Below are 19,748 nucleotides of genomic sequence, written 5' to 3' on the forward strand. Positions count from 1 at the left end.
ATATTGGATACCCATTCATCATGAATACAGAGTTTACATTTACAATTAATAACGTTTGTCTCGATGAAAACTATCATCCCGCTGACAACACTCGGGCCACCACTAACTTTGCTAATTTAGCTCGAGGCGAAAGTCGTCAGCAGAATTTACGTAATGCCTTAAAAATGATCAACAATAGTTTTAATGCCTTAGCGTACTGGGATAACCCCAAAGCAGATCGCTATTCTGTTGAGCTTGAAATTATTTCTGTTGGAATGGACATAGAGAATAGTGGTGAGAGCTTTCCGTCAATTGAGGTATTGAAAACTAATATTGTTGACCATCAAACCAACGAGCGTATTGAAGGCATAGTAGGTAATAACTTTTCTTCTTATGTACGAGATTATGACTTTAGTATTTTGTTGGGTGCTCATAATAAAGGACAAGCTCAGTTTAGTGTGCCTGATAACTTTGGTGAACTTCATGGAAAAATCTTTAAGTATTTTGTGAACTCAAATGCTTATAAACAGCATTTTAAAAAGTTACCCGTTATTTGTTTGAGTGTTTCGGATAACAAAACCTATCACCGCACAGATAACCGACATCCAGTTTTGGGGTTTGAGTATCAACCTAATGGCTCCTCATTAACTGAGCAATATTTCAAAAAAATGGGCTTACAAGTTCGTTATTTTATGCCGCCCAACAGTGTTGCACCTTTGGCGTTTTATTTCTTTGGAGACTTGCTGAATGATTACAGCAACCTTGAGTTGATTAGCACCATCAGCACGATGGAAACGTTTCAAAAAATCTATCGCCCTGAAATTTACAATGCGAACGCGGTGGCTGGTAACTGCTATCAACCGAATTTACAGAACCAAGATCATTCCCTAACACACATAGTGTATGACAGAGAAGAGCGCAGTAAATTGGCGATTAAGCAGGGTAAGTATGCTGAAGAGCATTTCATCAAACCCTATCAGGCAGTGCTTGAACAGTGGTCTGCTAATTACGCCGTGTAATTAGTTAAAACTCACCAGCACGCTTCAAAGAATAAAAGGTATAGCAGCAAGTATTATGAAAACATCTACGTTAGAAAACCACAGTGTGAAACCGCATATTTCGAATAACATACTACCTACGGCAACGGCAGGTAGTTTACCTAAACCTTCTTGGCTGGCAGAGCCAGAAGCCCTTTGGTCTCCTTGGAAACTAGACGGGCAGGAGTTAATCGACGGCAAACATGATGCACTACGTGTGTCGTTGCACGAGCAGCAACAGGCAGGAATTGACATTGTGAGTGACGGTGAGCAAACCCGCCAACACTTTGTGACCACCTTTATCGAACACCTTACCGGTGTCGATTTTGAAAATCGCAAAACCGTAAAAATTCGTGACCGGTACGATGCTAGTGTGCCAACTGTTGTTGGGCCGGTATCTCGCCCAAAATCCGTGTTTGTAGAAGACGCTAAAATTTTGAGGCAGCAAACTGATAAGCCAATAAAATGGGCCTTGCCAGGTCCTATGACAATGATAGATACCTTGTTTGATGACCACTATAAAAGTCGTGAAAAACTGGCGTGGGAATTTGCCAAAATTCTTAATCAAGAAGCCAAAGAGTTAGAGGCTGCTGGGGTGGATATTATTCAATTTGATGAGCCTGCATTTAATGTGTTTTTTGATGACGTAAATGATTGGGGGATTGCGTGTTTAGAAAGAGCCATTGAAGGACTTAAGTGCGAAACCGCAGTACATATTTGTTATGGCTATGGCATTAAGGCCAATACTGATTGGAAAAAGACACTGGGCTCACAGTGGCGTCAGTACGAAGAAACCTTCCCTAAGCTGCAAAAATCGAATATCGATATTATTTCATTAGAGTGTCACAACTCTCATGTGCCAATTGAGTTGTTAGAACTTATTCGCGGCAAAAAAGTCATGGTAGGGGCCATTGATGTGGCAACCGATACCATTGAGACCCCAGAAGAAGTCGCCAATACTTTAAGAGAAGCCCTTAAGTATGTTGATGCGGATAAGCTTTACCCCTGCACAAATTGCGGTATGGCCCCTTTATCTCGTGATGTTGCTAGAGGCAAACTGAATGCTTTAAGTGCCGGCGCTGAAATTATTCGCAGAGAGTTATCTGCAAGTAAACTATAAGCAGTAAGTAATCTATAAAATGCCGCTAGTTTAGGTGCTTATTGAGTTACGCAGTGGGACTTAACTCCCATTGCGATAAGCCATTTTATTAATGAACAAAAATGATTTAACCTTGCATACTGATGAATTTAATTCATGAATGAAACTTAAGTTAGGAGTTAACAGGTGCTAGAGAGGATCCATTTAGAAATACTCACTGCAATCAAAGAGCATGGCACCTTGACCAAAGCCGCTGACTCGTTGCATTTATCCCAGTCAGCATTGAGTCACAGTATCAAAAAGTTAGAAGGCCAACTAGCCACTCAGATTTGGCAGAAAGACGGTCGAAACCTGCGCCTTACTGCCGCTGGAGAGCGTATTCAGACCTTGGCCAATAGAGTATTACCGCAGTTTTCCCATACCGAATTAGTGCTTAGTCAAATTGCCAAAGGTGAAATGGGATCGCTACGGATTGGTATGGAATGTCACCCCTGTTATCAATGGTTACTTAGGGTTATTCAGCCTTATTTAGAGCAGTGGCCAGATATTGATATGGACGTAAAGCAAGAGTTTCAGTTTGGTGCCTTAGGTGCCTTACTTAGTTACGAAATAGATGTACTGATTACTCCCGACCCGCTTTTTAAGCCACAAATTGACTATATCCCCGTTTTTGACTACGAACACAGGCTGGTGGTGGCTGAGTCCCATAAATTGGCAGATCAAGATTTTGTGTTACCCGAGCAACTTAGTAATGAGGTGTTGTTTAGTTATCCAGTAGAATCGATGCGGCTAGATATTTTTAGCCAATTTCTGAACCCAGCAAAATGCTCAGTGAAGAAACATAAGAATATCGAAACTACAGAGATCATGTTACAGATGGTGGCAGCAGGACGAGGGATATGCGCTTTACCTGGTTGGCTTGTGGATGAGCATTCAAAATCACTACCCATTAAAAGTCTCCGTTTTGGTAAAAAGGGAATTAGTAAACAAATCTTTGTGGGTATTCGTAACAACGAACAGAATATTGATTACTTAAGGGATTTTATACAGCAAGCTAAAAATACCAAGTGATGAAAGAGCCATTGCTATCATGACTGACTAACAAAAAATGTATCGATATTTTCTATTTTAGTGAGCTTGGTAATTTGCCCATTGTTACACGTTAACAACCACCCATCGGGTGCCTGAAAAGACTCGTCATAATAAGTAGATTCAGTCATCTCTCGGGAAGAAAGTAGTAAAGAGCCTGTGTAATTTAGAGGCATATTTATATTTTCATAAGCCCATTGTTGGCCATCAATTTTTTGCGGTTTTAGATTGTTTAAGATAGGAGGAGGGCCGGATTTAGCTGTATTTACAGCAAGACTGAAGGGGTCATTGATATTAGTTTTTGCAGGTATTTCGTTAGTTTGATTGGGTGTTTCGTGAAGCCTGGCGACATACTTGTCATCATGAGTAGTGATGAGTGTTTTTAAAAATAAATAATCATCGATAACTTCAAAGCTGGCATTAAAGCCTAGCGTCTCTGCAGTATTTCATTCATAAGCTCCTATGCCATGTTGGTAAGGTGAAAATGGCACCTCACGTATTAGCCAGAATAGTTCATGACGAAAGTTGATACTGGGGGAAACTTGATCAATCATGCAGACTTCCTATTAATACTGGGTAAGTAGTCAAATTAAATGAATTTCAGTGTATTTGCTGGTAACCCAAAGGAGAACACAAAAATAATGGATACTACCCATAAAATCAATACACCTCTCACTTCATAAAACATCATAACTAAGTGAATAAAGTAAGATTTTTTCGTCTCTGAGCTGTAACTACATTACTCGTAGTCGCTTAAAGCAGCAGTTTCAATTTAATAATGTATTTTGTTTCAAAAAGTATTCACTGCATTGTAAAGTCCCCATTAAATAATTATAAGAGCAGCCTATGCCAACTTTAGCCACCCTAGCCGTATTTATCCCCACTATGTTTTTTATCTCAATAACGCCAGGTATGTGTATGACCTTGGCTATGACATTGGGCCTAAAAATTGGCCTACGAAGAGCACTATGGATGATGCTTGGAGAGGTATTTGGCGTGGCTGTGGTTTCTGTCTCTGCAGTGATGGGTGCCGCCACGCTTATGCTAAATTATCCATCGCTATTTACTTGGTTCAAATGGATAGGGGGCTTATATCTTATTTATTTAGGGCTAAAAATGTATTGGGCAGGCAGGCACCTAAGCCTGAACTCTGAGGCTGATGTAACCCTTAGTCGTTATGCGCTGATGTCACAGGGGTTTATTACTGCTATAGCAAATCCCAAGGGCTGGGCCTTTATGTTATCGATTTTGCCACCTTTTATTGATACAAACCGACCAATTACATTTCAACTTTTGGTGCTGGTGGCAATTATTATGCTAAGCGAATTTGCTTGTATGTTAATTTATGCAAGTGGTGGCAGGGGGTTAAAAACCTTACTGAACAAAGGTAACAACATTCGCTGGATGAATGCTATTTCTGGCACCTTATTAATTGCTGTGGGTATTTGGTTGGCCTTAAGCTAGCGGCCCAATTGTACGCAGCACTATAAAGTTTTAACAATTTGGAGAAAACATGACAGCTATTGGTATTGGTACGCAAACGCCAGAACAAGCGTTAGCGACATTAAGTGATATGACCAATAATCTTGAGCCTATTCAGCCCCAAGAGCACTTAGCGAGAATGGCTAAGGCTCAGGCTTATATGCAATCTCACAATATAGATGCAATTTACCTTAATGCGGGTACTAACCTAACTTACTTTACCGGAATGAAATGGCATGCCAGTGAACGTATGGTAGGGGCAATATTACCTGCTAAAGGTGAGGTGCAATATATAGCCCCTTATTTTGAAATTGGTAGCTTGAACGGGTTTAAAGTCATAGACGGCCCCATACATGGCTGGCAAGAACATGAAAACCCTTATCGTTTATTTGTTGAGGTTTTAAATCAATTAAACATAGCGGCTACCGCCACAATCGGCATTGATGAGAGTGCCCAATTTTTTATATTTGACGGTATCAATAAAGCCCAAACAGGGCTAAATATAATTAATGCACAAGAGGTAACAGCCCACTGCAGAATGCATAAGTCTGATAACGAAATAGCACTCATGCAGGCAGCCATGGATATGACATTGGCTGTACATCAAGCCACCGCAAGCATGTTATATGCGGGTATCACCACCACAGAAGTCGAAGCCTTTATCAAGCAAGCTCACCAAAAAGTGGGCGCGCCCGGTAACTATTTTTGTATTGTTTTGTTTGGGGTGGCGACATCATTCCCACATGGGGTTAAAGACCCGCAAACTTTAAAAGCTGGCAATGTGGTATTAATTGATACTGGCTGCAAAGTGCATGACTACATATCAGATATTACCCGTACCTATGTATTTGGAGAGCCAACTGCTAGGCAACGGCTGTTTTGGGATACCGAAAAAGCCGCGCAACAAGCAGCCTTTAACGCCGCTAAAATTGGCGAACCTTGTGAAAATGTGGATAAAGCTGCCCGCCAATACCTAGCCACACAAGGCTTAGGCCCAGAATATCAAACACCGGGTTGCCCCCATCGTACAGGCCACGGTATTGGGTTAGACATTCACGAATGGCCCTATTTAGTGGGTGGTAACAAAACTCCACTTGCCAAAGGCATGTGTTTTAGTAACGAACCCATGCTGGTAATACCCGATGAATTTGGTATTCGTTTAGAAGACCATTTTTACATGACCGACAAAGGCCCCCGCTGGTTTACCGAGCCCAGCGAAAGCATTGATAATCCGTTTGGGTTGTAATGGGCAAACGTTAAACACGCTGAAATTAAGGCCAGTTAGTTTTTTGTTTAAAGCGCAGCGGATAACGGGTCACAGTCCATTAAAATTAAGACAATAAAAAACCCGCATAAAGCGGGTTTTTTATTATTTCAAAGCAAAGCTTTGAGTGAAGCGTGATGTTTTACGCAGAGTAAAACGTTTAGTACAAGGCGTTATGAGCGTAGCGTACGGTTGTTTGTACGTGAGCAATATAACAACGCCGTAATCAACGTTTTAGACCAGTAAAATTACATCATTCCACCCATGCCGCCCATTCCACCCATGCCGCCCATATCAGGCATTGCAGGTGCTGCTGCGTCGTCAGCAGGTGCGTCAGCTATCATAGCTTCTGTGGTGATCATTAAGCTTGCGATTGATGCTGCAAATTGTAGTGCAGAGCGCGTTACTTTAGTTGGATCTAGGATACCCATTTCGATCATGTCGCCGTAAGTGTCGTTACCTGCGTTATAACCGAAGTTAGCTTCACCATTTTTAACAGCGTTTGTTACTACTGATGCTTCAGCACCGGCGTTAGCTGCGATTTGACGAAGTGGCGCTTCCATAGCACGTAGTGCTAATTTAATACCGTGAGTTTGGTCTTCGTTTTCGCCAGTAAGGTCGTTAACTTTAGACGCTGCACGTACTAGAGCAACACCACCACCGGCTACTACGCCTTCTTCTACTGCAGCACGTGTTGCGTGAAGTGCATCTTCAACACGGTCTTTTTTCTCTTTCATTTCAACTTCAGTAGCAGCACCTACTTTGATGACTGCAACACCGCCAGCTAGCTTAGCTAGACGCTCTTGAAGTTTTTCTTTGTCGTAGTCAGAAGTAGATTCTTCGATTTGTGCACGGATTTGCGCGACACGACCTTGGATCATGTCTTCTTCACCCGCACCGTCAACAACGGTTGTGTTGTCTTTGTTGATAACAACGCGCTTAGCTGTACCTAGGTCTTCTAGTGCTACTTTTTCTAGCTCTAGACCAATTTCTTCAGAAATTACAGTACCACCAGTTAGTGTAGCGATGTCTTGAAGCATAGCTTTACGACGGTCACCAAAACCAGGAGCTTTAACAGCTGCAACTTTAACGATGCCACGCATGTTGTTCACTACTAGTGTTGCTAGTGCTTCACCTTCAACGTCTTCAGCAATGATAAGCAAAGGCTTAGACGCTTTTGCTACCGCTTCAAGAGTAGGTAGTAATTCACGGATGTTAGATACTTTTTTGTCAACCAAAAGAATGAATGGGCTGTCTAATTCAACTGTGCCGTTTTCTTGGTTGTTCATGAAGTAAGGAGATAGGTAACCACGGTCGAATTGCATACCTTCTACAACGTCTAATTCGTTTTGTAGAGATTGGCCTTCTTCAACAGTGATAACACCTTCTTTACCTACTTTGTCCATTGCTTCAGCGATAAGGTCGCCTACTTCTGAATCAGAGTTAGCAGAGATAGTCCCTACTTGGGCGATAGCTTTGCTGTCTGCACAAGGTACAGATAGTGCTTTTAGTTCTTCAACGGCAGCAACAACAGCTTTGTCGATACCACGTTTAAGATCCATTGGGTTCATACCTGCTGCAACTGATTTTAAACCTTCAGTTACGATAGCTTGAGCAAGTACAGTTGCTGTAGTTGTTCCGTCACCAGCTTCGTCATTCGCTTTAGACGCCACTTCTTTAACCATTTGTGCGCCCATGTTTTCGAATTTATCTTCTAATTCGATTTCTTTGGCTACTGATACACCATCTTTAGTGATGGTAGGTGCACCGAATGATTTGTCTAAAACTACGTTACGACCTTTAGGGCCTAAAGTAACTTTTACTGCGTTAGCTAGAACGTTAACGCCTGCAAGCATTTTGACGCGTGCGTCATCAGAAAAACGAACTTCTTTTGCTGCCATGATAATGTTTCCTCTAAAATTCTGTTAATGGATTGGATTTATTCAACTACTGCTAGGATGTCGCTTTCACCAAGGATAAGCACTTCTTCGCCGTCTAGCTTTTCAGTTTTTACGCCATATCCATCGTTAAAAATAACGATATCGCCGATTTTAACGTCAACAGCTTTAAGCTCGCCGTTGTCTAGTACTCGACCATTACCTACTGCTACGACTTCACCGCGAGTAGATTTTTCTGCTGCAGAGCCTGTTAATACAATGCCACCTGCAGATTTGCTTTCTTGTTCTTGACGTTTAACGATCACGCGATCGTTTAAAGGACGAATTGCCATTTTCAAATCTCCTGAAAATTCCAATGTTAATATTATTAGTGCCTAATCGTATTAGGCGGTTTTTGAGTTGCCGAATTTGCGACAAGCCAGAATTCTGTTAATAGAACTGTGTTCTGCGTCCAGAGATGGGGTTTACAGATTTGAGATCAAGGGTATTGAAAGAAATTTGTTAGAAAATTTGCTGTTTATTTCTGTTATAACAAAGCAAAATCAATTTACTGCAGTGTCTTCGTTACTAAGACAAGTTGTTTTAACCTTACAATGAACGACTATTTTTGTTGAAAACGTAATTTTGAAAATAAGAAAAATAATGAAAGTTAATGTTCGCTATCTATTATTAATGTTAATGGTTTTATCATTAGAAGCTGTCGCTCAAGAAGAAATCACTTTAGAGGATGACATGCGTCCAGTATGGGAGGCCGGTACATTTTTAGGTGTATTTAATGCGCCTGAGTATCCAGCGTCAAATCAAAGTAATACCAATGTGGTACCAGCACCCTATTTTATATATCGTGGTAAAACCCTGCGGATAGGTGATGGTTCTATTGCCAGAGCTGTGGCTGTAGATAAAAGTTGGTATGAGTTAGATCTGTCTTTGGCTGCATCATTTGGGGCAAATTCAGAAGATAATGAAGCTCGAGCCGGTATGCCGGACTTAGACTTTAATTTTGAACTTGGGCCGCAATTGAGACTGCGTTTATCAAAGTTTGAATTTGACGATCATGGTAAAGGAGAGTTGTTTCTTAATCTGCAAACCCGAGCGGTATTTTCTACTGATTTTTCTGGAATTGATCATAGAGGATATGTATTTCAGCCAGACTTGAGATACAGGCAAAGAGGCTGGCTTAGCGAAAAAACCGCGTTATCAATTAGCCTTTCACCTACTTGGGCTAGCGAAAAGTTACATGATTACTTTTATCAGGTAGACCAAAGGTTTGTAACCGAGCAACGTAACGAATTTGACGCTAAGGCTGGATACTTAGGTACGCGCTTATTAGTGAGCGTGTCGTTTAATGCGACTGATGATTTAAGAATATTTTTAGGAGCCAGTACATCGATTCATAATGGTAGTGCTAACGAAGATAGTCCGCTATTTATAGAAAACAGCACTTATTCAATTGGTGTAGGTATGGTCTGGCGTTTATGGGAGAGCGAAGAAAAAGTAGCTGGCAGGTAAAATTGGGTAACCTCAGTACCGAGTAACGCCATCAAAATAGTCCTTTTGTGCCTATATGGTTTGCTCTAAAAGGTTAGTGCACAATTAGAAGCCCATATAGGAACAAAAATTTCTGCTATTGTTTCTGCGTTAAAGGTTTTGCCAAGTTGAATGTTAGGTAACAGCATGAATTTTGAAAATTAACTTTTCAATATAGCTTATCCAAAGTTGAGGTTAGGTAAGGGATCAAGGGGAATTTACTTGATTCCTTTCAATAATATGAAATTTTTAGCGCCCAGACTTAATTTCTTTTGAACACTTCATCACTTTGCGTTTGCTTGCTTCAACTGTTTGTTTAAAACAAATAACACCTTGGGTAAAAGATCCATATTTTTCGATATACTCATCAACTAAAGGCTGAAAAGCAGCGCGTTGTTCTTTAGACATTGCATTTTTAATTTGATCCCTTGCATTACGCCATTTTTTTCTTTAGCTTCTGCTGCGACATTGAGCCATAAGTAAGCTTTTCCATAATCTTGTTCAACACCTAATCCTTCCATATATAATAAAGCTAGAGTGTACTGAGATACTTTGTCTCCAAGTTTTGAAGCTTCCTCAAGATGTTTATAAGCTTTGTCATAATTCTTGTTTCTAACTGCGGTGGCTCCTATTCTAGTTGCTTGATCAAATTTGAATACGTCTTGCCTTGTTGTAGCTGCCTCAAATGATGGCAGCTAAATATGTAATTTAGCGTGTATTAATGTTACGACAGTTGTAGTAACCAGCCTTTTGACACATCATTTAACAAATAGCGATAATACTTAGTCACTAATAGCTAGAGTGTTAGCCAGACTTCGATTGATAAAGCTAGATTTAGTAAAGGGAAGGATATAATTTAAATGTTATCGTCTTTTATCAACGCTTTCATGAAATCTAGAGCGACAATATAAAAACTCTTTAATTGCCGGTGGTGCATAAATAGAGTTATTTATTTCACTTTAAAGTTCGCTAGTTGCTGTTGCCCGATTTGGTGACTCAAAAAAATTGAAACTTATAGTTAGTTTCTGTGTCGTAACTTTTAACAATAAGATATTTAAACATTGAACCCATGGAAAACTTAAAAGAAAATTCATACATACATAAGTCGCTATATAGCGTCTTAGTGATGTGTTTGATTTGTCTTTTTTCTACTAAAAGTTTTGCAATAAACGAGACGCACACTAGTGCGATTGCTGGTGTTGTTAATCTTGAGTTTAATAGTGTCGAAGTTGGGTTAGATGATAACGACTCTTCAGATCCATCTTTATTTTATGATAATAATATCGACTTTGATATTGTTGAAAATAAAGCTGTTATCTACTTCTTTGATACGAGTGTTTTCCAACACCGTCACTTTACCGAGGCCCGTGCTCCGCCTTTAAACTAAACCATTGAAATTTATATATTTTATATTCTTTATTTTAGTTTTAAGAGGGACACACAATGTCAACTTACAAAAAATTACCTGTATGTAGTTTGGATGGTTATGAAATTAGCCGAAAATCTTTAACCACCCCATTACAATTAGATAGCCCAGCCATTGAGATTATGGCTAATTTTTCAAACAACACAGCATTAATGTTGTTTGATGATATGTCTGTGGAGCAGGCTACAAGCTTGCTTAAAAATACCCATATGAGCAAAGCTTTAGTGAGAAACGACCAAGAGCAATTTTTAGGTATGATTACTCTAGCTGATTTACAGAGCTCGCGAGTCTTAAGTACGGCTAATCAACTTGGCGTGCCCAGAAGTGAGTTAACTGTAGCCCACTTAATGACGCCTAAAGTAGGATGCACTGGGTTGCAGTTACAAAGTGTCATGACTTCAACTATAGGTGATGTGTTAGAAACCATGGAAGAGGTAGGTACTTTATACTTATTAGTCATTTCTGGTGTGAGTAAAGAAATTATCGGTATGATCTCAGCTATTGATATAGCTAAAACGCTACACATGCCTATTCAAATTACACCTAAGCCTAAAAACTTTAAAGATGTAATGCTAGCCGTGGCAGGTAGGTAAAGATTTACCCATGCCCTAGACTCAAACTAGGGCATGGCAGTGTTTCTTAAGGACCTAAGGTTTCAGTTATCAAGCCGCTTCAATGATACGCAACCAATTCTTCCAAATATTAAGTTCTGACAATACTAGCTTAATACATACCAAAATCGGGACGGATAGAAGTACCCCAACTAACCCCCATATCCATCCACATATTAATAACCACACCATAATAACTAAGGGGTTTATTAGCATATGTTTACCCATAACGGTTGGGGTGATAAATTGTGACTCTAATAGATTTAATACAAGGTAAGCCCCTACCGGAAACAATACAGCAAGGGTTACACCATATTGTACAACTCCAGCTAAAGAGAGAATGACTAAACCAATCACAGACCCAGCATAGGGAATAAAATTAAGCAGCCCCACTATGACCCCCCACAACAATGCATCTTCTAAACCTATGAAATGCAGAGCACTGGCAGTTGTTAAGCCTAAACCTAAATTAATGACACTCACTGTGATGATATATTTGGAAAGTTGCTTTTGAGTCATGGTGACTAAACGTTTAGCCTTTTTCTGCTGCTCTGGTGTTGGCATTTCTTTGACGAAAGCCTCAAATAGTCCAGGCCCAAATATCAGTAAAAACAATATTAAAATTACACTCGCCAGTAATTGTGCAAAAAATAGCGGGGCGGCACCCAATGCATCAACAAGTAATTCCATACTATTTTGTTTTATTCGATCTGTGACCACAGTTGCCGATTTTTTTTCTGTAGGTCTTGAAGTTTTACTATTTGAAAACCAATCGAAGATGCTCGATTTTTTAGTAGGTTGCGCTTTAGTTTGTTCATCAAAGGCACTGCTTATGGACTCAACCTGTTTAGTTACTTGCACAGATAATTGTGGAATTAGCTTTGCCCACCTTTGAGCGGGTTCCACTAATTCAACTCCTACCAAGGTAAAAGGAGTGGCTAACATAGCCAAAAGCGCGATAGATGAAATTGCTCGGGGTATAAAGAAATTTTGTAAAAGTGAAACCAAAGGGCTTAGCAATAAGGCAACTAAAACAGTTAGAACTAGAGGAATAATAAGGCTTTGAGCAAAGTACAAGGTATAGATAACTGCTAAAACTAATATCCACTGAATATTAGGAATATTTATTAACCTAGCGTTACTTGAGTTTTTATCGCTGTGATTACTGGTTGTTGTTTCTTGCATGCTAGTTTTATGTTCCGAAATGGCTAATGGATTGGCCCAAGCCTCTGGGCCATATAAACCTAAAACTACAGGCTAAACGTTAAAATGCAATCTTTTGATGACCGCCCATTTCTGCAGGCGAGATAGTAGAGCCTGAGGTTAGCTTGAGCACTAGACATCTGTTACTCCTTTTTGATTGAGATAATATTACAAATAAGACAGTTGCAACTACTAAGCCGTTAGTGTGAATGAAGTTAAGTTTCTGTATTTAAAAGAACTATTTGTATTCTAGTTTTCTAAATATGCGTTCTAGATGGAAGGTGGTGTAAAATTTACATTGTAAGATTGTATAGAAAAACTAATGTATTGAAGTGGGCACAAATCATTTTTAACTTAATAAAGTGAGTCAACCCGCCGAGTGAAAAAAGTAAATTGGTCGGTTGTTATACTGATATTCGTGGATTATTCATCAAGTTGATGAGCTTCACCTACTTTATTACATAAAGAAGCCCTTTTAAAAAAGGGCTTTAATAAAAAAGATTAGTTTCTTTTAAACTTTATGTTAAATAAAGTATTAAATTGGCTTATTACTTAGAAAGTTATTTTGATACCGCCATAATAGAACCGACCTGTCAAATCATGCAATGAGCTATGGTTTTCACCAACATTCCCATCTCCGAATAAATTAGGGCCCTGGTCATTGGTGATATTATTTATACCAAAGTACAAATTATGATCGCCACCCAAAACGTCTTCTATTTTATAAGAAATACGTAAGTTATGAGTCGTCACGTCTCTGATAAACAGATTTATTTTATCACTACAGTTACTATACTCATGACAAGCGTTAAGACGGTCTCTAGCATAATTGTCATTTAACATACTGCCAATATATAGGGTTCTCCATGATACTTTTAGTGGCCCATCTTTCCAGCTGACAGAGAATCGTCCTGTTCTATCAGGGGAACCTAATAAGCCAAGCTCGTCATTAATGAAAGTTTCAGTAGTACCTGGTACAGGTGACTCCTCTTCTAGTTCTTTAATAATATTATAAGTTCCCGAAACTTTAAAAGAGCCCGGCAGACCAATATCTTCACCGTCAAAGTTATATGAGAAGGTTGCATCATAACCTTTGGTTCTCAACTCATCGGTATTCAAAGATGTTTGTGAAACTTCTGTAAGTTGGCCTGTAGTAACATCTCTTACTGGAATACTGCAGCTCTCAGTTGAATTAAAATCTCCTGATGAATAACAAAGCTGTAAAATATCTTCTGCTTCTATTTCACTGATAGCATTCTCGATTCTAATATCATAATAATCTAGCGCGACAGTTAAGTTTGGAATAAAGTCAGGAGAGTAAACAACTCCTGCAGTGAAGGTTTTACCCGTTTCTACACCTAAGCCTTCATTACCAAATGTTGGTTGTTGCACTTGGTTAGAGTCATCTTCGAATATGCCTTCTGATGCGATAATTGAGGCGACGTTTGGATCTTGTCGACAAGTATCTGCATAAGACTGAGTTGACGTCGCTGTTACTAAATCACAAGGGTCATCTAGACCACCTTGACTACCCAAGCCTACGCTAAATAATTCGATGTTGTTCGGCGCTCTATTTGCTTCGGCAATAACAGAACGGAATGTAAGTTGATCATTTAGGACCCATGAACCACCAAATTTCCAACTGCTTATGCTACCAACCGTTGAATAATCACTTACCCTGTAAGCGCCTTCAACCGAAATATAGTCTGCAAAAAAGGTATCTTCAACCAACGGCATGATTAACTCTACAAATACTTCAGTAACTTCTTGTTGCCCTGTTTGGTCTACTTGTTGAGTGGCTGTACTTCCGCCTGAAGTACTAATGTTATCCCAACGGGTTTGACTTTTTTCTTCACGGTAATCAAAACCTGTTGCCATAGATAAAGGACCAGCCCATAAATCAACTAGGTCACCAGTTAACCAGCCACTAACCGTAGTTGTTTCATTTTTTGCTAATAACTTATCTGTTAATTTAAGCCAATCAACAGCATCATCTGTTACCGCGCCTAAACCGAATATATCCAAGGCTACACAACCAGAATCTCTGGCAAACTCATTCGCACATTGCAGTCCTAGTGAAGTGTCGGTCGCATCGACATATTCAACATCGATAGACTGTTGGTAGTTTGCCACAAGTAAATCGCCGGCTTTGGTTTGGGACCGACGCCATTCGCCATAGCCATAGTTTAATTCCCATGACCATGTATCAGCAAAGTATCCCCTTAAACCTGTCCACATTCGTAATGTGTCATTGTCGGCGTCACGATAACGATTGCCTAGCTCTGCCCATCTGCGACGAAAAGCGATGGAGTCATTACCAAGTTCAAGAGCATCATCAAAGATTTCTTGCGGAACATAAGGGTGCGGAGTGACCCCGTCTGATAAATAAAGCGGAAAGTCTTCAAACAGTCGAGTTGAGGTTGCTGTATCAGGAGTACGATTTGAGTAAGTGTAGACAGTTGAATAATGGGCATTAGCAAAAAACTCAACGTCGTCAGTCAAGTCAAATGTTAAGTGACTTGCCAATAAAAATCGCTCTCTAGGAATTGATGCAGTTTCTGGCCCTAGAGCAAAATACCCATCTTCCGAACGATTAAAATCTTCAGTTAGCTCTCCGGTACCACCGTTATCATAGAACCAATATTGTGAATCACTGCTAGGATCTGCTGCTGTTCCAGAGTTACCAGGAAAAAGGCCACCTAAAATATGAGTGCTCAGGGTTTCTGTAAACTCATCGGGGCTATCAGAAGACGTTGATACTGTACGGGGATCTATCATTTTACTACGTTGATGTTCGTAGATAGCTGTTTCTTCATCCCATTCAAAAGCAAACATCAGGTTGCCGCGGTCATCATTAAAATTGGCACCAGCAGCAATCTCTATGCCTTTTTCATCATTTCCGCCTTCTTCGGATGTACCATAGCGATAGTCAAAGGTGAGCCCTTCAAAATTGCGCTTCGTGATAATATTAACCACACCAGTAACCGCATCTGAGCCATATAGCGCAGAAGCTCCTCCAGAAATGACTTCTATTCGCTCAACAAATGCATCAGGAATAGTCGATAAGCTAACCGTACTTCCAGTTGAAGTATTACCTACGGTTCTTCTACCATCAATTAAGGTCAAGGTTCTCTCTGAACCAAGGTTTCTTAATGAAATGGTTGAAAGGCCACTGTCTTGGGCACTACTTTGTGATGTTTCAGTAGTGATACCTGGGCTTACCGCTGGAATCTCTGTGATTGCCTCGCTAAGTTCGTTCGCGCCGATTGCTTCTAAATCATCTATGGTGAGAGATTGTGCCGGTACAGGTAAAGAAAATTCTGTTCGTTTTATTCTAGAGCCTGTAACTTCAATTTTTTCAGTGTTACCAACTTCTTCCCCATTAGAGGTTTCAGCCGCTTTCAGTTGAAATGCCGTTAAAGACATTCCTACTAATATACTTTTACAGAGTAAACTTTTTTTAAATACCACTTTATGTGCCTCCAGAACTTATTATTTTTATTTAACCTAAACAGTTGAAAGGTTTTATATGCCTCAGTAAGTGCATAAAAATTCAATTAACATGCATAAGTAAGACACATGTGAAAGGCTTACCCCCCACCTATAAAAAAATAAATTAGAAATTTTTGTTTGCATTGAATTTGATTTTAATTTTAAAGTTATTCTTGAATTTACTTTTAATATCCAGTAAAAATACTGCGCTTAGAGTCCTTGCTTGAAAAATAGTCCGCTAGTTGCGGTATAAAAATAAAACAGTTGTCATGCTTAATAAAAATAATAAATTTGATAAACTCATCATAGAGGCGTTACCTGGACTATTCAGGTTTTTGCGTGGAATGTCATTAAATGCGGCTGAAGCCGAAGATGTTGTTCAAGATACCTGTGAAAGGTTAATACGAGCACAATCTACAGATAAGATTAATAATGTGATTAATCTCAAAGCTTATATGTACAGTACTGCGAAAAATATTACGTTAAATGAGTTTAGACGTAATAAAAATAAGCAAAAAGCCATCGATACCATAAAGGTTCAAGAAGGCCAAGGTCAGCCTGCTAATATAGAAAACGCAATTGAAGCTCAGCAAGATCTTCAGCAGGTACTTGAAGCTATTAATACCCTCCCTCCAAAATGTCGAGAAACTTTCATATTGCGGCATGTTGAACAGCTCTCTTATAAAGAAATCGCAGAACGCCAACAAGTTTCTATAGGGACCGTTGAAAAGCATTTAGCCAAAGGAGTTCGCTACACACACCTACTATTTAAGTCTATTAAGAAAGGTAGCGATACCGAAACGACGATCAAGAAAACGGCTTCATGACAATATACGAATGGGTTGTAGATAACATCCCAGACGACAAGCTTGATGAAGCAGCACTATGGATTGCCAGATTAGACTCAGAAGAAGTAACTAAAAAAAACCATCGTGATTTTGCTAAATGGCTCCAGAGTGATCCCATAAATGCTAAAGCTTATGAAGAGCTTACCCCGGTTTGGGCTAGGTTAAGTACTTTGAGTGAGCTCAAAGATCTAGTAGATCACGAAGATATTATTCCTTTATTTCAAGCTAAAACACTAACAATTGAATCTACAATAGGTGCAAGGGGGAGTGCACCAGGTTGGAGTATTAAAGCGACCTTATGTTTCTTAATAATTGGATTCTTAGCACTTATATTCTTTGAACCAAAACCCGATGTTTACTTTACGGTAAAAGGAGAGCAAAAAACCATAACGCTTTCTGATCAATCCACCGTTACTCTGAACACTGATAGTCTTATAGAAGTACGCATGACCGATGACATTCGTCAACTAACACTGTTAAAAGGTGAAGCTATTTTTGATGTTTCAAATGACGCGCGTCCCTTCAATGTTAATACTAGCTTCGGGAGTATTCATTCAACACATACTACTTTTCGCATAGCAGATTTGCCTTCATCAAAAAAAATCCAAGTATACTCAGGTCAGATAGAGGTTATTCCACCCGTCGCCAAAGCCATTCTTTCAGAGTATGACTATAAAGCTAATCACGTTATTGAAGGTAAAGGGTTTGAGTTAGTCGCAGGGCAAGTATATCCAGAACAACAGGCCCCCAATCTAAATACAAAGCCTACGTGGACCAAAGGGGTTCTTGTTTGGAAGCAGGTACCTCTCTCCCTAGCTGTTGAAGAGTTCAGCAGATATGTTGAAGGGGGATTTCTAATCGCATCAACCAATTTACCCAATGTTTATCTTAGTGGAACCATAGAAATTGGTGACGTGAAAACATTTATTGATATGTTGCAAAAGCAAGGTATTCAAGCAAACGAGTATCGCCCTGGCAGATATATATTAAGAAGTAAAAAAATACAGAGTAATGGGGAATAACTGATATGCAAGTGTCAAACTATATCAGAGAAGTAATATTTGCTCTAAATAGTCAATGTGCGGCCTATGTGATTCGTATAGATAAGATAGTGCTATTAAAGGTAAAGGTTAATAGATGAGTAACTTCGTAAAACAGGGTTCAAGCAGAGAAATATAGAATTATGAATAGTAATCCACAAGCATCAGCAATAACCGAAGAGCGGCCTACCTATCAAAATGTTGGATTAGCCCTTGGCCCAGCATTATTTGCGTTAATGATGTTGTTTTCAGGCTCCCAAACCATAATGGAGCCCGTGGCTTGGAAAACTGCAGCTATAAGTCTGTGGATGGCTGCATGGTGGGCGACAGAAGCATTACCTGTATCAGTTACTGCTTGTCTTCCAATAGTTGTATTTGAACCTCTTGGTATCAAGTCTTTAAGAGAAGCGGCGGAACCTTACTCCAACCCTATTATTTACTTATACTTAGGCGGTTTTTTATTGGCATTAGCCGTTGAAAGGTGGAATTTGCATCGTAGGGTTGCTTTGTTTCTTTTATCTTTAACCGGAACCGATGGCGTAAAGCTTATCGGTGGTTTTATGCTAGCTAGCGCGTTTTTATCTATGTGGATGACAAACACAAGTACCACCTTGATGCTTTTGCCTATCGCGCTATCTGTGGTGGGAACGATACTCGACAATCAGCCTGACCTAACTGAAAAACAAAAAAGTAATTTTCAGATTGCTATGCTACTCGGGTTAGCGTACTCAGCAACTATAGGTGGTCTTGCTACTTTGGTAGGCACGCCACCTAATGCGTTGTTGGTTGGATTTATGAATGAAAATTATGACTATGAAATTAGCTTTTTGGAGTGGATGGCTGTTGGTCTTCCAGTGTCAATGATATTGCTACCTATTGCTTGGCTAACCTTAACTAAACTCTTATATCCAGTAAATATTCCAGAAAGCAAAGAAACCTCGGCTTACTTACAAAAGCTTAGAGATGAGCTTGGACCAATGACTTTAGCAGAAAAACGCGTGGCCATAATATTTTCAGTGGTTGTCGTCGCTTGGATGCTGCGAAAGCCAATCGCTATTTTTTGGGATATTCCGGGACTATCTGACCCAGGAATTGTGATGGCTGCTGCCATACTCTTATTTATCATTCCTAGTGGTAATAGACATCAACCACAGCTTATGACTTGGCACGAAGCAGGAAGGTTACCGTGGGGAGTGTTGCTCTTGTTTGGTGGCGGTTTATCCTTGGCTGCAGCTGTTGCCGATAGTGGTTTGGCGTTATGGTTAGGTCATAGTTTAGCTCCTCTAGGTACATTGGGGGTTTCTATGTTGGTCTTAGCGTCAGTACTTTTAGTTGTGCTTCTTACGGAGTTAACTAGTAACTTAGCAACAACCGCGACTCTATTACCGATTATGGGAGCAATTGCTATAGAGGCAGGCATAGACCCGCTAATGCTTTGTGTGCCAATTGCCATGGCAGCAAGTTGTGCCTTTATGTTACCTGTTGCAACACCACCTAACGCTATTGTTTTTTCGTCAGGCTTTATTAAAATACCTCAAATGGCTAAGGCAGGCATCCTTATGAATATTATCGGAGTGTTGTTACTGACATTATTATCAATTTATTGGGTGCCTCATATTTGGGGCTAGTTGCCAAATATTTAAAAAGTAAGGTGTGTAAAGACACTTATACAGATTATTTGAATTCAGGTGTTCTATTCTACGTTAGGTGAAAGGACAGGAGTAGAAGATAGATACAAAATGGGATCTAAATA

16 protein-coding genes are annotated in these 19,748 nt (G+C 39.7%); 11 read left to right on the forward strand and 5 right to left on the reverse strand.

What is annotated here, in order from left to right; all coding sequences use genetic code 11:
• Nucleotides 1-20 precede the first annotated feature (20 nt).
• The 5 genes from ABJE44_RS16285 (at nt 21) to ABJE44_RS16305 (ending at nt 5,932) form a co-directional block, all read left to right on the forward strand.
• Entirely contained in the window at nt 21-998 is a 978-nt protein-coding gene (locus tag ABJE44_RS16285) for a DUF1852 domain-containing protein (protein WP_348112629.1), read from the forward strand.
• A 55-nt stretch (nt 999-1,053) separates the two neighbouring features.
• Nucleotides 1,054-2,136 (forward strand): methionine synthase, encoded by a 1,083-nt coding sequence (locus tag ABJE44_RS16290; RefSeq protein ID WP_348112630.1) that lies wholly within the window; start codon nt 1,054-1,056, stop codon nt 2,134-2,136.
• A gap of 165 nt (nt 2,137-2,301) precedes the next feature.
• Complete coding sequence (locus ABJE44_RS16295) at nt 2,302-3,186, forward strand: LysR family transcriptional regulator (protein WP_348112631.1); 885 nt, start codon at nt 2,302-2,304, stop codon at nt 3,184-3,186.
• An 864-nt stretch (nt 3,187-4,050) separates the two neighbouring features.
• A complete protein-coding gene (locus tag ABJE44_RS16300; protein WP_348112632.1) occupies nt 4,051-4,668 on the forward strand; it encodes a LysE family translocator in 618 nt (205 codons plus the stop codon).
• Between the two features lie 49 nt (nt 4,669-4,717).
• On the forward strand, nt 4,718-5,932 hold the full coding sequence (locus ABJE44_RS16305; protein ID WP_348112633.1) for a Xaa-Pro peptidase family protein: 1,215 nt from the start codon (nt 4,718-4,720) through the stop codon (nt 5,930-5,932).
• A gap of 266 nt (nt 5,933-6,198) precedes the next feature.
• Here ABJE44_RS16305 and groL read toward each other — a convergent pair whose 3' ends face one another.
• Together groL and ABJE44_RS16315 are read right to left on the reverse strand one after the other, a co-directional pair.
• A complete protein-coding gene (groL, locus tag ABJE44_RS16310) occupies nt 6,199-7,851 on the reverse strand; it encodes a chaperonin GroEL (protein ID WP_348112634.1) in 1,653 nt (550 codons plus the stop codon).
• A 38-nt stretch (nt 7,852-7,889) separates the two neighbouring features.
• Nucleotides 7,890-8,180 (reverse strand): co-chaperone GroES, encoded by a 291-nt coding sequence (locus ABJE44_RS16315; RefSeq protein WP_348112635.1) that lies wholly within the window; start codon nt 8,178-8,180, stop codon nt 7,890-7,892.
• Nucleotides 8,181-8,490: 310 nt separating this feature from the next.
• Between ABJE44_RS16315 and ABJE44_RS16320 the strand changes: the two genes are divergently transcribed.
• On the forward strand, nt 8,491-9,357 hold the full coding sequence (locus tag ABJE44_RS16320; protein WP_348112636.1) for a MipA/OmpV family protein: 867 nt from the start codon (nt 8,491-8,493) through the stop codon (nt 9,355-9,357).
• A gap of 267 nt (nt 9,358-9,624) precedes the next feature.
• On the opposite strand, the gene ABJE44_RS16325 is transcribed toward ABJE44_RS16320, so the two are convergent.
• Nucleotides 9,625-9,783, reverse strand: a complete 159-nt coding sequence (locus ABJE44_RS16325) for a hypothetical protein (RefSeq protein WP_348112637.1) — start codon at nt 9,781-9,783, stop codon at nt 9,625-9,627.
• 661 nt (nt 9,784-10,444) lie between these two features.
• Between ABJE44_RS16325 and ABJE44_RS16330 the strand changes: the two genes are divergently transcribed.
• Together ABJE44_RS16330 and ABJE44_RS16335 are read left to right on the forward strand one after the other, a co-directional pair.
• On the forward strand, nt 10,445-10,762 hold the full coding sequence (locus ABJE44_RS16330; RefSeq protein ID WP_348112638.1) for a hypothetical protein: 318 nt from the start codon (nt 10,445-10,447) through the stop codon (nt 10,760-10,762).
• A gap of 56 nt (nt 10,763-10,818) precedes the next feature.
• Nucleotides 10,819-11,394 carry a CBS domain-containing protein gene (locus tag ABJE44_RS16335; RefSeq protein WP_348112639.1) on the forward strand — a complete coding sequence of 192 codons (576 nt, stop codon included), beginning with the start codon at nt 10,819-10,821 and terminating at the stop codon, nt 11,392-11,394.
• A gap of 69 nt (nt 11,395-11,463) precedes the next feature.
• Here the strand turns inward: ABJE44_RS16335 and ABJE44_RS16340 are convergent, their stop codons facing one another.
• A complete protein-coding gene (locus ABJE44_RS16340) occupies nt 11,464-12,597 on the reverse strand; it encodes an AI-2E family transporter (protein WP_348112640.1) in 1,134 nt (377 codons plus the stop codon).
• 570 nt (nt 12,598-13,167) lie between these two features.
• The gene (locus ABJE44_RS16345; protein WP_348112641.1) at nt 13,168-16,086 is read right to left on the reverse strand and encodes a TonB-dependent receptor plug domain-containing protein; all 2,919 of its coding nucleotides are present in this window, start codon (nt 16,084-16,086) and stop codon (nt 13,168-13,170) included.
• Between the two features lie 290 nt (nt 16,087-16,376).
• Here ABJE44_RS16345 and ABJE44_RS16350 point away from each other — a divergent pair, with 290 nt between their 5' ends.
• The 3 genes from ABJE44_RS16350 to ABJE44_RS16360 all read left to right on the forward strand — a co-directional run bounded on the left by ABJE44_RS16350 (nt 16,377) and on the right by ABJE44_RS16360 (nt 19,623).
• Nucleotides 16,377-16,934, forward strand: a complete 558-nt coding sequence (locus ABJE44_RS16350) for a sigma-70 family RNA polymerase sigma factor (protein ID WP_348112642.1) — start codon at nt 16,377-16,379, stop codon at nt 16,932-16,934.
• Entirely contained in the window at nt 16,931-17,977 is a 1,047-nt protein-coding gene (locus ABJE44_RS16355) for a FecR domain-containing protein (RefSeq protein ID WP_348112643.1), read from the forward strand. Before ABJE44_RS16350 ends, ABJE44_RS16355 begins: the two co-directional genes overlap by 4 nt.
• 161 nt (nt 17,978-18,138) lie before the next feature.
• The gene (locus ABJE44_RS16360) at nt 18,139-19,623 is read left to right on the forward strand and encodes a DASS family sodium-coupled anion symporter (protein WP_348112644.1); all 1,485 of its coding nucleotides are present in this window, start codon (nt 18,139-18,141) and stop codon (nt 19,621-19,623) included.
• Nucleotides 19,624-19,748: the final 125 nt, after the last annotated feature.

Source organism: Paraglaciecola sp., assembly GCF_039942875.1.
GTDB lineage: Bacteria > Pseudomonadota > Gammaproteobacteria > Enterobacterales > Alteromonadaceae > Paraglaciecola.

What these genes read in the sequence shown, in the direction of transcription:
- ABJE44_RS16285 (WP_348112629.1), top strand. Translation starts at nt 21, where the DNA reads ATGAATACAGAGTTTACATTTACAATTAATAACGTTTGTCTCGATGAA.
- ABJE44_RS16290 (WP_348112630.1), top strand. Translation starts at nt 1,054, where the DNA reads ATGAAAACATCTACGTTAGAAAACCACAGTGTGAAACCGCATATTTCG.
- ABJE44_RS16300 (WP_348112632.1), top strand. Translation starts at nt 4,051, where the DNA reads ATGCCAACTTTAGCCACCCTAGCCGTATTTATCCCCACTATGTTTTTT.
- ABJE44_RS16305 (WP_348112633.1), top strand. Translation starts at nt 4,718, where the DNA reads ATGACAGCTATTGGTATTGGTACGCAAACGCCAGAACAAGCGTTAGCG.
- groL (WP_348112634.1), bottom strand. Translation starts at nt 7,851, where the DNA reads ATGGCAGCAAAAGAAGTTCGTTTTTCTGATGACGCACGCGTCAAAATG.
- ABJE44_RS16315 (WP_348112635.1), bottom strand. Translation starts at nt 8,180, where the DNA reads ATGGCAATTCGTCCTTTAAACGATCGCGTGATCGTTAAACGTCAAGAA.
- ABJE44_RS16320 (WP_348112636.1), top strand. Translation starts at nt 8,491, where the DNA reads ATGAAAGTTAATGTTCGCTATCTATTATTAATGTTAATGGTTTTATCA.
- ABJE44_RS16325 (WP_348112637.1), bottom strand. Translation starts at nt 9,783, where the DNA reads ATGTCTAAAGAACAACGCGCTGCTTTTCAGCCTTTAGTTGATGAGTAT.
- ABJE44_RS16330 (WP_348112638.1), top strand. Translation starts at nt 10,445, where the DNA reads ATGGAAAACTTAAAAGAAAATTCATACATACATAAGTCGCTATATAGC.
- ABJE44_RS16335 (WP_348112639.1), top strand. Translation starts at nt 10,819, where the DNA reads ATGTCAACTTACAAAAAATTACCTGTATGTAGTTTGGATGGTTATGAA.
- ABJE44_RS16340 (WP_348112640.1), bottom strand. Translation starts at nt 12,597, where the DNA reads ATGCAAGAAACAACAACCAGTAATCACAGCGATAAAAACTCAAGTAAC.
- ABJE44_RS16350 (WP_348112642.1), top strand. Translation starts at nt 16,377, where the DNA reads ATGCTTAATAAAAATAATAAATTTGATAAACTCATCATAGAGGCGTTA.
- ABJE44_RS16355 (WP_348112643.1), top strand. Translation starts at nt 16,931, where the DNA reads ATGACAATATACGAATGGGTTGTAGATAACATCCCAGACGACAAGCTT.
- ABJE44_RS16360 (WP_348112644.1), top strand. Translation starts at nt 18,139, where the DNA reads ATGAATAGTAATCCACAAGCATCAGCAATAACCGAAGAGCGGCCTACC.